The organism is Roseateles sp. UC29_93 (assembly GCF_042695725.1).
Classification (GTDB): Bacteria; Pseudomonadota; Gammaproteobacteria; order Burkholderiales; family Burkholderiaceae_C; genus Roseateles; species Roseateles noduli_A.
Window position 1 is genome coordinate 6196159 of sequence record NZ_CP170545.1, and the last position, 12534, is coordinate 6208692.

The 12534-nt window shown below is 70.3% G+C and carries 10 protein-coding genes and 1 pseudogene; all 11 read right to left on the reverse strand.

Annotation, left to right across the window (positions count from 1 at the left end; genetic code table 11):
• Positions 1–27: 27 nt before the first annotated feature.
• The 11 genes and pseudogenes from ACFJIX_RS28650 to ACFJIX_RS28700 all read right to left on the reverse strand — a co-directional run bounded on the left by ACFJIX_RS28650 (position 28) and on the right by ACFJIX_RS28700 (position 12302).
• A complete protein-coding gene (locus ACFJIX_RS28650; RefSeq protein WP_377156196.1) occupies positions 28–741 on the reverse strand; it encodes an ABC transporter ATP-binding protein in 714 nt (237 codons plus the stop codon).
• Complete coding sequence (locus tag ACFJIX_RS28655; RefSeq protein WP_377156198.1) at positions 738–1556, reverse strand: ABC transporter ATP-binding protein; 819 nt, start codon at positions 1554–1556, stop codon at positions 738–740. The genes ACFJIX_RS28650 and ACFJIX_RS28655 overlap by 4 nt, the downstream gene beginning before the upstream one ends.
• On the reverse strand, positions 1549–2598 hold the full coding sequence (locus ACFJIX_RS28660) for a branched-chain amino acid ABC transporter permease (RefSeq protein WP_377156200.1): 1050 nt from the start codon (positions 2596–2598) through the stop codon (positions 1549–1551). The genes ACFJIX_RS28655 and ACFJIX_RS28660 overlap by 8 nt, the downstream gene beginning before the upstream one ends.
• 4 nt (positions 2599–2602) lie before the next feature.
• Positions 2603–3523, reverse strand: a complete 921-nt coding sequence (locus ACFJIX_RS28665) for a branched-chain amino acid ABC transporter permease (RefSeq protein ID WP_377156202.1) — start codon at positions 3521–3523, stop codon at positions 2603–2605.
• A gap of 37 nt (positions 3524–3560) precedes the next feature.
• Positions 3561–4784, reverse strand: coding sequence for an ABC transporter substrate-binding protein (locus ACFJIX_RS28670; protein WP_377156204.1), 1224 nt, complete (start codon positions 4782–4784; stop codon positions 3561–3563).
• Between the two features lie 46 nt (positions 4785–4830).
• Positions 4831–6490, reverse strand: a pseudogene (locus tag ACFJIX_RS28675) (benzoate-CoA ligase family protein).
• A 10-nt stretch (positions 6491–6500) separates the two neighbouring features.
• Positions 6501–7652 carry an acyl-CoA dehydrogenase family protein gene (locus ACFJIX_RS28680; RefSeq protein WP_377156206.1) on the reverse strand — a complete coding sequence of 384 codons (1152 nt, stop codon included), beginning with the start codon at positions 7650–7652 and terminating at the stop codon, positions 6501–6503.
• An 8-nt stretch (positions 7653–7660) separates the two neighbouring features.
• A complete protein-coding gene (locus ACFJIX_RS28685; protein WP_377156208.1) occupies positions 7661–8500 on the reverse strand; it encodes an enoyl-CoA hydratase family protein in 840 nt (279 codons plus the stop codon).
• A gap of 73 nt (positions 8501–8573) precedes the next feature.
• Positions 8574–9149: a MarR family winged helix-turn-helix transcriptional regulator gene (locus ACFJIX_RS28690; RefSeq protein WP_377156210.1), complete on the reverse strand. Its 576-nt coding sequence runs from the start codon at positions 9147–9149 to the stop codon at positions 8574–8576.
• On the reverse strand, positions 9149–9937 hold the full coding sequence (locus ACFJIX_RS28695; RefSeq protein ID WP_377156212.1) for an SDR family NAD(P)-dependent oxidoreductase: 789 nt from the start codon (positions 9935–9937) through the stop codon (positions 9149–9151). The genes ACFJIX_RS28690 and ACFJIX_RS28695 overlap by 1 nt, the downstream gene beginning before the upstream one ends.
• A gap of 16 nt (positions 9938–9953) precedes the next feature.
• Entirely contained in the window at positions 9954–12302 is a 2349-nt protein-coding gene (locus ACFJIX_RS28700) for a bifunctional salicylyl-CoA 5-hydroxylase/oxidoreductase (protein ID WP_377156213.1), read from the reverse strand.
• Between the last annotated feature and the right edge of the window lie 232 nt (positions 12303–12534).

Sequence of the window (12534 nt, forward strand, 5' to 3'; positions counted from 1 at the left end):
CTCCTCGTCATGTCGTTCGGTCTCGGCTCACACACCCAGGTGCCGGTGCCACAGCCCCTGATCGGTCGCCAGCGCCGCGGAGTCGCCACGCCACACGACCTGACCCCGTTCCAGGATGCTGTGCCGGTCCGCCAGCCTGATCAGCCGCTTGACGTACTTGTCGACCACCAGGATCGTCTGCCCGGCCTGCCGGAGCGTGTCCAGGCAGCGCCAGATGTCCTCGCGGATCAATGGGGCGAGGCCTTCGGTGGCCTCGTCCAGCACCAGCAGCCGCGGATTGGTCACCAGCGCGCGGCCGATGGCGAGCATCTGCTGCTCGCCGCCCGACAGCTGCTGGCCCATGTTGCTCTCGCGCTCCTTCAGCCGCGGGAAGAGCGCGAAGACGCGCTCGACGGTCCAGGGCTCCGTCGCGCGGCAACGGTTGGCCTCGAAGGCCCGCAGGTGCTCCAGCACGCTGAGGTTGGGGAAGATCTGCCGGCCTTCAGGCACGATCGCCAGCCCCAGGCGCGCGATGCGGTCGGCGCGCCAGCCGGTGACGTCCTCGCCCGCGAAGCGGATGCGGCCGCCGTTCGGCGCCAGCCAGCCGGTCAGGCAGCGCAGCGTCGTGCTCTTGCCCATGCCGTTGCGGCCCAGCAGCGTCGCGACCTCGCCCGCCGCGATGCGCAGGTCCAGGCCGAAGAGGACCTGGCTGTCGCCGTAGCCGGCACGCAGCCCTTCGATCTCGAGCAGCGCGTCGCTCATGGCGCCACCTCCGCGTCCGCTTCGTCGCCGAGGTAGGCCAGCTTCACCGCCGCATCGTTGCGGATCTCGTCCGGCGAGCCGGTCGCGATCACGCGCCCGCTCACCAGCACAGAGACCCGATCGGCGAGCTTGAACACCGCGTCCATGTCGTGCTCGACCAGCAGCAGGGTCAGGCGTTGCGCCTTCAGCGCGGACAGCAGCTCGACCATCCGCGCCGATTCGTCCGGGCCCATGCCGGCCATCGGCTGATCGAGCAGCAACAACCGCGGCCGCGCGGCCAGTGCCAGCGCGAGTTCCAGCTGACGCTGCTCGCCATGCGCCAGGCTGCCCGCGACGCGGTCGGCCATCGCCGCGAGACCGACCAGCGTCAGCATCGCCTCGGCGTCGGCATAGGCGGCCTCGTCCGCGCGCGCCGCGCGCCACCACGGTGGTGCCGACGGCCGCCGCGCGAGCACCGCCAGCACGACGTTGTCCAGCACGGTGAAGCGGCGGTAGATGCTGGTGATCTGGAACGAACGCACCAGGCCCTCGCGCACGCGGCGCGGCATCGGCAGCGCGGTCACGTCCTCGCCGTCGAAGAAGATGCCGCCGCCGTCGGGCGCCAGCGCGCCGGAGATCTGGTGGATCAGCGTGGTCTTGCCAGCGCCGTTCGGGCCGATCAGCGCGTGGGTCTCGCCGGCGCGGACGTCGAAGCTGGCCTCGTCCGTCGCCGTCAGCGCGCCGAAACGCTTCACCAGCCGATGGACCTGGAGCAGCGAGAGCTCCGGCAGCGGCGATGAAGACGATGACAAGGGCGCCGTCGTGGTGTCACGCATGCGCGGCTCCCTTGGACTTCGACGGCGCCGTCGAGGACGTCGCCTGCTTCACACCGAAGCGGTCGAAGATCCCCGCCAGTCCACGCGGCGCGAAGAGCACCACGACGAGCAGGATCGCGCCGAGCGCAAACTGCCAGTGAATGGTCACGCCGGACAGCAGTTCCTCGAGCAGCAGGAACACCGCCGCGCCGATCGGTCCGCCCCACAGCGCGCCGGCGCCGCCGAGGATCACCATCACCATCAGTTGCCCCGACTGCGACCAGTGCATCAGGTGCGGCGAGACCAGTCCGTTGAGATTCGCGAGCAGCGCGCCGGCGAGCCCCGCGATCGCACCCGCGACGACGAAGGCCGTCCACTGCACCGCGAAGACGCGACCGCCGGTCGCGGTGACGCGGGTCTCGTTCTCGCGCGCGGCCTGCAGCAACCAGCCCAGCGGCGAATTGACCAGCCGCCGCAGTCCCGCGAAGACCAGCGCGAACAGCCCCAGCGCGACCCAGTAGAAGGACGCGTCGTCGGCGAGGTTCACCGGCAGGCCGTTCAGCGCGGACCGCGCCGGCACCGGCAGGCCGTCGTCGCCGCCGTAGGCCTTCAGCGAGACGGCCAGGTAATGGAACATCTGCGCGAAGGCCAGCGTGATCATGATGAAGTAGACGCCCCGCGTGCGCAGGCTGATGGCGCCGATGAGCGCCGCCGCCGCACCGGACAGGCCCATCGCCGCCGGCCAGGCGATCCAGGCCGAGGTCACGCCCGCGTCCGCCAGCACGCCCACCGTGTAGGCGCCGATCCCGACGAAGGCCGCATGGCCGAAGCTCACCAGGCCGCCGAAGCCGAGGATCAGGTTCAGGCTCGCCGCCGCGATCGCGAAGATCAACACGCGGGTCGCGACCACCGTGTAGAACTCCAGGCCCAGCGCCTGCAGCAGCGGCGGAAGCGCCGCGAGCGCGACGAACAGCGCCCAGATCCAGGCACCGCCGGCGCGGTGGTGCAGCAGCGTGCGCCGGGGACGCAACGGGTCGGTGGGGCGGGTGATCGGATCGGTCATCGGATCAGCCTCTCGCGGGGAACAGGCCGCGCGGTTTCCAGAACAGCACCGCCGCCATCAGCACGTAGATGAGGATGGCCGCGAGCGACGGGCCCAGCGTGGACGCCACCTCCGGCGACGCGACCTGCCGCAGCACCGCCGGCAGCAGCGTGCGCGAGCCGGTGTCCACCAGCCCCACCAGCAGCGCGCCGACCAGCGCGCCGCGGATCGAGCCGATGCCGCCGATGACGATCACGACGAAGGCCAGGATGAGGATGCTTTCGCCCATGCCGACCTGCACCGCCAGCAGCGGCCCCAGCAGCGATCCGGCCAGCGCGCACAGCGCCGCGCCGATGCCGAAGACCGCCGTGAACAGCCGGTCCGCGGGCACGCCCATCGCCGTGGTCATCGCGCGGTTGGACGCGCCGGCGCGCACCCACATGCCCCAGCGCGTGCGTGTCACCAGCAGGTAGAGCCCGACGGCGACCGCCAGCCCCACGCCGATGATCAGCAGCCGGTAGGCCGGGTACATCAGGCCGGGCAGCAACTCGACGGGGCCGGACAACGCCGCCGGCGTGTTGAGCAGCAGCGGCTGCTCGCCCCAGATCATGCGCACGCCCTCGTTGAGCATCAGGATCAGCGCGAAGGTCGCCAGCACCTGGCTGAGGTGATCGCGCTGGTAGAGCCGGCGCAGCAGCGTCACTTCCAACAGCATGCCGAACAGCGCCGTGCCCGCGACCGCGGCCAGGACCGCCACCCCGAAGGGCGCGCCCGCCGCGATCGCCGCGGCGGCCAGGTAGGCGCCGACCATGTACAGCGAGCCATGCGCCAGGTTGATCAGGTCCATGATGCCGAAGACCAGCGTCAGGCCGGCCGCCAGCAGGAACAGCATCAGCCCGAACTGCAGGCCGTTGAGGGCCTGCTCGGCGATCAGGATCGCGTCCATCTCGATGGGCTCCCGCTCGTCACTTCAGTCACCTCAGTCACTTCATCTTGCACTGCGGCGCGTACGCGTCCGCGTGCTGCTCGAAGATCTTGCCCAGCGTCCGGTTGGTCACGCGGCCCTGCGGGTCCTTGGTGATCACGCGCAGGTAGTAGTCCTGCACCGGATACTGGTTGTGGTTGAAGCGGAAGGGGCCGCGGACCGACTCGAACTTCGCCGCCTTCAGCGCCTTCAGCAGCGCGGGCTTGTCCTCGATCTTCCCCTTCACGTCGCGCACCGCCGCGCCGATCAGCTGCGCCGCGTCGTAACCCTGGCTCGCGTACAGCGAGGGCAGCCGGCCGTAGGCCTTGACGAAGTCCGCGACGAAGCGCTTGTTGGCCGGGTTGTCCAGGTCATGCGCCCAGTGCGAGCTGTTGAACATGCCCAGCATCGGCTCGCCGACGGCCTTGATCACGTCCTCGTCCGCGGAGAAGCCCGGCCCGAACAGCGTGATGTCCTTGGACAACCCCGCGCCGACGAACTGCTTGATGAAGTTGATGCCCATGCCGCCGGGCAGGAAGATGTACATCGCGTCGGGCTTGGCCGCGCGCGCCTGCGCCAGCTCCGCCGAGTAGTCGAGCTGGCCGAGCTTGGTGTAGATCTCGTCGGCGACCGCGCCCTTGTAGTAGCGCCGGAAGCCCGCCACCGCGTCCTTGCCCGCCGGGTAGTTGGGCGCGAGCACGACGACCTTCTTGAAGCTCTTGTCCATCACCGTCTTGCCGATGGCCTCGTGCAGGTTGTCGTTCTGCCAGGCGACGTTGAAGAAGTAGGGGTTGCACTGCTCGCCCGCGTACTGCGACGGGCCGGCGTTGGCGCTGACGTAGGGCACCTGCGCGGCGAAGACGCTCGGGCCGACCGCCAGCATCACGTTGGAGAACACGATGCCGGTCATGATGTCGACCTTGTCGCGCTTGAGCAGCCGCTCGGCGGACTGCTTGGCGACCTCGGGGTTCTGCTGGTCGTCGGCGGTGACGGTCTCCACCGTCAGGCCGCCCAGCTTGCCGCCGTTGTGCTGCACCGCGAGCGCGAAGCCGTCGCGGATGTCGACGCCCAGGCCGGCGCCCGCGCCGGACAAGGTGCTCAGCATGCCGACCTTGAGCTTGTCAGCCGCTTGCGCGGCGGGGACGGTCACGGCCAGCGCGGTGAACGCGACGAGCGCCGCGGACGCGGTGCGGGCGACGGTCGGGGCGGGCAGGAACGCGGGGGACTTCGACGGCTTCTTCATCGGCTTCTCCGGGGAGGAAAGGGGACGGTCGGTCGGAAGACTGCGGTTACTGCTCACGCAGGCGGAAGCGCTGCAGCTTGCCCGTTTCGGTGCGGGGCAGACTGGCGCGGAACTCTATCGCACGGGGGTACTTGTACGGGGCGATCGTGGCCTTGACGAAGTCCTGCAGGGCCTTGATCAGCGCCGGCTTCGTCGGTCCCGCCGAGCGAGCCCGGCTTGAGCACCACGAAAGCCTTCACGACCTGGCCGCGCTCGTCGTCGGGCACGCCGACCACCGCGCACTCGGCGACCGCCGGATGCGCGAGCAGCGCGGACTCGACCTCGGGGCCGGCGATGTTGTAGCCGCCGGAGATGATCATGTCGTCGGTGCGCGCCTGGTAGACGAAGTAGCCGTCGGCATCGATGAGGTAGGCGTCGCCGGTGAGGTTCCAGCCGCGCTGCACGTACTTGAGCTGCCGGTCGTCCGCCAGGTAGCGGCAGCCGGTCGGGCCCTGGACCGCGAGCTTGCCGACGCTGCCCTGCGGCACATCGTTGCCCTCGTCGTCGACGACGCGGGCGCGATAGCCCGGCACCGGCTTGCCGGTCGCGCCGGGGCGTGCCGTCTCCTCGGTGTGCGAAACGAAGATGTGCAGCATCTCGGTCGCGCCGATGCCGTCGATCATCTCGATGTCCGTCGTGTCCTTCCACAACTGACGCGTCGCGGCGGGCAGCGCCTCGCCGGCGCTGACGCACTTGCGCAGCGAGGACAGGTCGTGCGCCCGGACCGCGCCGGTGCCTGCCGCGGCGATCGCCGCGGCCATCGCGCGATAGGACGTCGGCGCGGTGAAGCACACCGTCGCACGGTACCGGGCGATGGCCGGCAGCAGGGCATCGGGCGAGGCCTTCTCCAGCAGCACCGCCGTCGCGCCGACGCTCAGCGGGAACAGCAGGAGGCCGCCGAGGCCGAAGGTGAAGGCCAGCGGCGGGCTGCCGATGAAGACGTCGTCGGCCTGGGCGCGCAGGCAGTGCACCGGCCAGCACCGGCAGATCGCGAGCACGTCGCGGTGGAAGTGCATCGTGCCCTTGGGCTGTCCCGTCGTGCCGGAGGTGAACGCGATCAGCGCGCAGTCGTCGGAGGCGGTGTCGACGTTCTCGAAGCTGGCCGACTGGCGCTCGGCCAGCGCTTCCATCCCGTCCGGCGCATTGCTGCGGAACAGGCACACCCTCACCAGCACGGGACACTGCGCGCGCGCGGTCTCCAGTTCGTCGGCCAGCGCCGCGTCGCACAACGCATGCGAGACACGGGCCTTGTCGATGACCTGGCCCAGTTCCTTGGCCCGCAGCAGCGGCATCGTCGCCACCGCGATCGCGCCGGCCTTCATCACCGCGAACCAGCACGCCGCCATCTGCGGCGTGTTGGCGCCGCGCAGCAGCACGCGGTTGCCGGGCACCACGCCCAGCTCGTTCACCAGCACGTTGGCGATGCGGTTGGCATGCGCCTGCAGCTCGGCGTAGGTCCAGCGGATCTCGCCGCCGCGACCGTCGCCGCCGATCACGCACGTCCGACCGCCCTGCCCTTCGGCCACCCAGCGGTCCAGCAGATCCCACGAGCAATTCATCCGCTCCGGAAACTGCAGCTCCGGCAAATCGAAGACCAGCGCCGGCCACTGGTCCTGCGGCGGCAGGTGGTCGCGAGCAAAGGTGTCCTGGTGGGCGGTGCGGTGCATGAGCGCGTCCTTATCCGTTCTTCAACAGGTCTCGTCCGATGATCAGTTGCTGGACCTCGCTGGCCCCTTCGTAGATGCGCAGCGCGCGGATCTCGCGGTACAGGGACTCGACGATCTCGCCGCGCCGCACGCCGCGGCCGCCGTGCAGCTGCACCGCCGCGTCGATGACGCGCTGCGCGCCTTCGGTGGCCATCAGCTTGGCCATCGCCGCCTCGCGCGTGATCGTGCGGCCCTGGTCGCGCTCCCATGCGGCGCGGTAGACCAGCAGCGCGCTGCTGTCGACGGTGCAGGCCATGTCGGCCAGCTTGGCCTGCGTCAGCGGCAGGTCGGCCAGCGTGGCGCCGAACATGGCGCGCTCCTTGGCCTGGTTCAGCCCTTCCTCGAGCGCCCGCCGCGCGAAGCCCAGCGAGGCCGCGGCGACCGAGGTGCGGAACACGTCCAGCGTGCGCATCGCCACCTTGAAGCCCTCGCCCGGCGCGCCGACCATCGCGGTCTTCGGCACGCGGCAGCCGGCGAAACGCAGGCGCGCCAGCGGATGCGGCGCGATCACGTCGATGCGCTCGGCGATCTCGAAGCCCGGCGTGCCGGCGTCGACGATGAACGCGCTGATGCCGCGTGATCCGGGCGCTTCGCCCGTGCGTGCGAACACGACGTAGAAGTCCGCGATCCCGCCGTTGGAGATCCAGGTCTTCTCGCCGTCGATGACGTAGTGCTCGCCGTCCTCGCGCGCCGCGCATTGCATCGCGGCGACGTCCGACCCGGCCTCCGGCTCGGAGAGCGCGAACGCCGCCAGCGCCTCGCCACGCGCGACGCGCGGCAGATAGGCCTCGCGCTGCGCCGGTGTGCCCATCAACGAGATCGCGCCCGATCCCAGGCCCTGCATCGCAAAGGCGAAATCCGCCAGTCCGTCGTGCCGCGCCAGCGTCTCGCGCAGCAGGCAGATGGCGCGCGTGTCGATGGCCTCGCCCTCGCCCGCCACCGCGTGCCGCAGCCAGCCGCCGGCGCCGAGCGCCTTCACCAGCGATTTGCAGCTCGTGTCGACGTCGTCGTGATCGACCGCGCCATGCGCCAGGTTGCGCGCGCACCAACCGTCCAGCTCGCTGGCGAGCGCGCGGTGCCTGTCCTCGAAGAACGGCCAGTCCAGATGCTTCTGATGATTCATGGCCGTCCTCAATCGCCCTTGAACTCGGGCCGCTGCTTCGCGACGAACGCGTGGTACGCGCGGTGGAAGTCCTGCGTCATCATGCAGATCGCCTGCGCCTGGGCCTCGGCCTCGATGGCCTCGTCGACGCCCATCGTCCACTCCTGGTGCAGCATCCGCTTGGTCATCGCATGCGCGAAGTTCGGACCGGCGGCGATCTCCGCGGCCCAGGCCACGGCCTGAGCCTCCAGCGCGTCCGGCTCGGCGATGCGGTTGAGGAACCCCCACTGGTGCGCCTCTTCGCCGCCCAGGCTGCGGCCCGTGTAGAGCAGGTCCGACGCGCGCCCCTGACCGACGATGCGCGGCAGCAGCGCGCAGGCGCCCATGTCGCAGCCGGCCAGACCGACGCGGGTGAACAGGAAGGCGGTCTTGCTGCGCGCCGTGCCGACGCGCAGGTCCGAGGCCATCGCCATGATCGCGCCCGCGCCGGCGCAGACGCCGTCGATCGCGGCGACCACCGGCTGCGGGCAGGCGCGCATCGCCTTGACCAGGTCGCCGGTCATGCGCGTGAACGCCAGCAGGTCCGGCATCGCCATCTTCGTCAGCGGGCCGATGATCTCGTGCACGTCGCCGCCGGAGCAGAAGTTGCCGCCCGCGCCCTGCACGACGATCGCGTTCACCTCGTCCACGTAGGCCAGCGTGCGGAACAGGTCGCGCAGCTCGGCATAGGACTCGAAGGTCAGCGGGTTCTTGCGCTCGGGGCGGTTCAGCGTGATGACGCCGACGGCGCCTTCCTGGCGCCATGCGAAGTGTTGGGGCTCGAAGCCCTTCAGGCTGCGCGTGTTGCCGCTGATGAGATGGCTGTCCATCGATGGGTACTCCTGTTTTTCCCGGGTTCGCCGCGGCGATCAGTCGCTGGTGGCGGTCATTGCCCGGTGAGGTTCATTTGCGGGCGGCGTCGAGCTGCGCGAGGTGGCCCTTCAGCCCCGCGAGCAGCTCGTACACCTGCGTCTTCTGTTCGGGCGGCCAGCCGGCCAGCAGCTCGACGATCCAGCCCTCGTGCGTCGCGGCCATGCGCTTGAACTGGCGTCGCCCGGCCGGCGTCAGCCGCACCGTGACGCTGCGCCGGTCCGACGGATGCGGCTCGCGCACGACGTGGCCCTCGGCCTCGAGCTGGTCGGTGATGCCGGTGACGTTGCCGCCGGTGACCATCAGGCGCTGCGACAACTCGCGCATCGTCAGGCCGTCGGGACTGCGCTCGAGCTGCGCGAGCAGGTCGAAACGCGGCAGCGTCGTGCCGAAGTCATTGCGCAGGCGCTGACGGATCTGGTCCTCGATGCGCGTCGTGCAGGCCAGCAGACGCAGCCAGAGCCGCAGCGCCTGGTGATCGCCGTCGTGCATGCGCGACTCCAGGTCGGGGCCGAACTCCGCGCCCGGATCGTCGTCGACGTCCGGACCCGCCCCTTTCGTCGCGGCGCGCGTCGCACCGTGGGTGGCATCTCGTGCAGCATCGCGCATCACATCACCTCCCCGCCGGCGACCGCGATCGCCTGTCCCGTGATCGAGCCGCTGTCGCGGCGCGCCAGCCACGCCACCGACGCGGCGACCTCCGCCGGATCGATCAGCCGCCCTTGTGGATTGGCCGAGGCCAACTCGGCGCGCGCTTCATCCGGCGTGCGGCCGGTCTTGGCGACGATGGTGTCGATTGCGCCGGCGACGATGTCAGTCTCGGTGTAGCCCGGGCAGACCGCGTTGACGGTCACGCCCTTGCGCGCCGTCTCCAGCGCCAGCGCGCGCGTGAGGCCGAGCACGCCGTGCTTGGCCGCGCAGTAGGCCGCGACGTAGGCGTAACCCTTCAGCGCCGCGGTGCTCGCGACGTTGACGATGCGGCCGAAGCGGCGCTCGGTCATCGCGGGAAGCACCTCGCGGCTGCACAGGAAGCTGCCGGTGAGGTTCACGTTGAGCAGGCGCTGCCAGGTGTCGAGCGAGGTCTTCGCGAGCGGCGCCGTCTCGACCTGGCCGGCGTTGTTGACCAGGAGGTCGATCGGCCCGGCCGCGGCCACCGCCGCCGCGAAGGCCTGGCGCACGCTGGCCTCGTCGCCGACGTCGCAGACCTGCAGTTCGACGGACGGGCCGCCGTCGATGTTCAGCCTGTCGCGCTGTTCCTTCAGCTTGTCGATGCGCCGGCCCATCAGCGTGACGCGCGCGCCGTCGGCGATCAGCGCCTGCGCGATCGCCGCGCCGATGCCGGAGCCGCCGCCGGTGACGACGGCGTGCAGGCCTTCGAGCGGGTACTTGTTGCTCATGTCGGTGGTTCCCGTCTCAGACGCCGAGCGCCCGGTTGGCCTGTTCCTGCGCGGCGGCCCCGCCGCCCGTGGCACGCTGGCGCTCGAACTCGCGCTCCATCTGGCTCTTGCCGGAAAGGTACTGCGCCGGCCAGTCGAGGCCCGGGCCCGACAGGTAGCCGATCCTCGCCGCCTCGGTCAGCGTCCATGCCGGATCGGCCAGGTGCGGACGCGCGATCGCGCAGAGGTCCGCGCGGCCGGCCGCGATGATGCTGTTGACGTGGTCCGCCTCCGAGATCGCTCCCACCGCGATCGTCGCGATGCCGACGCGGTTGCGCACGCTCTCGCTGAACGGCGTCTGCCACATGCGGCCGTAGACGGGCTTCTCCTGTTTGCTCACCTGGCCCGAGGAGACATCGATCAGATCGGCCCCCGCGGCCTTGAAGGCCTCGGCCATGGCGACCGCGGCCTCGGTCGTCGTGCCGCCGGGCACCCAGTCGTTCGCGGAGATCCGCACCGACATCGGCCGATCCTGCGGCCACACGGCGCGCATCGCGGCGAAGACTTCGAGCGGATAGCGCAGGCGGTTCTCCAGCGAGCCGCCGAACGCATCGCCGCGCTGATTCGTCAACGGCGACAGGAAACTCGACAGCAGGTAGCCGTGCGCGCAGTGCAGTTCCAGCCAGTCGAAGCCGGCCTCGGCGGCCCGGCGCGTCGCGGCGACGAAGTCCGCCTTGACGCGGTCCATGTCCGCGCGGGTCATCTCGCGCGACCACTGGCTGACGCCGTCCAGATACTGCTGCGGCGAGGCCGAGATCAACGGCCAGTTGCCCTCGTCCAGCGGTTGATCGATGCCGTCCCAGGCCACGCGCGTCGAGCCCTTCGCGCCGGCGTGGCCGAGCTGCATCGCGATCTTCGCGGTCGAGCTGCGATGCACGTGGTCGACGATGCGCCGCCAGCCGTCGCGCTGCGCGTCGTTCCACAGGCCCGGGCATCCCGGCGTGATGCGCGCGTCCGGCGAGACGCAGGTCATCTCGACGAACACCAGCCCCGCGCCGCCCATCGCGCGGGCGCCGAGGTGGGCCAGGTGGTAGTCGCCGGGCTGGCCGTCCTCGCAGGAATACTGCGCCATCGGCGACACGACGACGCGGTTCTTCAAGCTCACGCCGCGCAGCGTGAACGGCGTGAACATCGGGGGCGCCGCGCGGTCCAGGCCCGCGCGCCGCGAGAGCCACGTCTCGTACTCGCCGACGTAGCGCGCATCGCGCAGCCGCAGGTTCTCGTGCGAGATCCGCTGCGAGCGCGTCAGCAGCGAGTACGCGAACTGCTCCGGCGCCAGCCGCGCGTGGCGCTCGACGTTCTCGAACCACTCCGTCGAGTTGCGCGCGGCGTTCTGGATGCGCAGCACGTCGATCGACCGCGTGGCTTCGTATTCCTCCAGCGCCGCGGTCAGGCTGTCGACGCCGCCGCCGTGACGCTCGATGTCGCGCGCCAGCGCGATGGCGTCTTCCAGCGCGAGCTTGGTGCCGGAGCCGATCGAGAAATGCGCCGTGTGCGCCGCGTCGCCCATCAGCACCACCGGCGCGCGACCGTTGTGATGCACCCAGCGCCTGCAGACGACGCGAGGGAAACGGATCCACTGCGCCGAGCCGCGCAGATGCGCCGCGTTCGAGATCAGCGGATGGCCGTCGAGCACTTTGGCGAAGAGCTTTTCGCAGAAGGCGATGCCCTCTTCCTTGCTCATGCCCTCGAGGCCAGCGGCCTGCCAGACCGACTCCGGCGTCTCGACGATGAAGGTCGAGTGCGTGTCGTCGTAGCGGTAGGCATGCGCCTGGAACCAGCCCCACTCGGTCTTCTGGAAGTCGAAGGTGAAGGCGTCGAAGAGCTTCGTGGTGCCCAGCCAGACGAAGCGGCAGTTCCGCAGGTCGATGTCGGGTTGGTAGGTCGCGGCGTACTTCTGGCGCAGGCGGCTGTTGAGCCCGTCGGCGGCGATGATCAGGTCGGCGTCGATGTCGGCGTCGTCGGCGACATCCGTCTCATAGCGCAGGACCACGCCCAGTTCCTCGCAGCGCTCGCGCAGGATGTCCAGCAGCTTGCGCCGGCCGATGCCGCAGAAGCCGTGGCCGCCGGACACCATCGTGCGTCCGTCGATGTGGACGGCGATGTCGTCCCAGTGGTTGAAGGACTGCAGGATCTGCTCGGCCGTCTTCGGGTCGGCCTCGCGCAGCGCGGCCAGCGTCTGGTCCGAGAACACCACGCCCCAGCCGAAGGTGTCGCCGGCGCGGTTGCGCTCCAGCACCGTCACGTCGTGCGCCGGGTTCTGCCGCTTCATCAGCAGCGCGAAGTACAGGCCGGCGGGACCGCCGCCGATGCAGGTGATACGCATGGTGGGAAGCCCGGCGAGCGTCGGGCGAGGACTGCTTGACGGGATCACTTTAGGCATTGATAGTTGAAGTGTCAACGATCAAGGGACGCTAGATAACCCTGAGTCGATCGACGTCGTCGGACCGGGCGGCTTGCGCAAACGCTCCGGCCTTGTTGGAATTAACCGACACCACGGCACAGGACGCCGCGCTAAGGTGCGCGCCGTCGTGCCGCAAGCCCGGCAGGAGCAGCAG

Bases quoted from the DNA above. Each gene is read 5' to 3' on its own strand.
- ACFJIX_RS28650 (WP_377156196.1), bottom strand. From the start codon at position 741: ATGAGCGACGCGCTGCTCGAGATCGAAGGGCTGCGTGCCGGCTACGGC.
- ACFJIX_RS28655 (WP_377156198.1), bottom strand. From the start codon at position 1,556: ATGCGTGACACCACGACGGCGCCCTTGTCATCGTCTTCATCGCCGCTG.
- ACFJIX_RS28660 (WP_377156200.1), bottom strand. From the start codon at position 2,598: ATGACCGATCCGATCACCCGCCCCACCGACCCGTTGCGTCCCCGGCGC.
- ACFJIX_RS28665 (WP_377156202.1), bottom strand. From the start codon at position 3,523: ATGGACGCGATCCTGATCGCCGAGCAGGCCCTCAACGGCCTGCAGTTC.
- ACFJIX_RS28670 (WP_377156204.1), bottom strand. From the start codon at position 4,784: ATGAAGAAGCCGTCGAAGTCCCCCGCGTTCCTGCCCGCCCCGACCGTC.
- ACFJIX_RS28680 (WP_377156206.1), bottom strand. From the start codon at position 7,652: ATGAATCATCAGAAGCATCTGGACTGGCCGTTCTTCGAGGACAGGCAC.
- ACFJIX_RS28685 (WP_377156208.1), bottom strand. From the start codon at position 8,500: ATGGACAGCCATCTCATCAGCGGCAACACGCGCAGCCTGAAGGGCTTC.
- ACFJIX_RS28690 (WP_377156210.1), bottom strand. From the start codon at position 9,149: ATGCGCGATGCTGCACGAGATGCCACCCACGGTGCGACGCGCGCCGCG.
- ACFJIX_RS28695 (WP_377156212.1), bottom strand. From the start codon at position 9,937: ATGAGCAACAAGTACCCGCTCGAAGGCCTGCACGCCGTCGTCACCGGC.
- ACFJIX_RS28700 (WP_377156213.1), bottom strand. From the start codon at position 12,302: ATGCGTATCACCTGCATCGGCGGCGGTCCCGCCGGCCTGTACTTCGCG.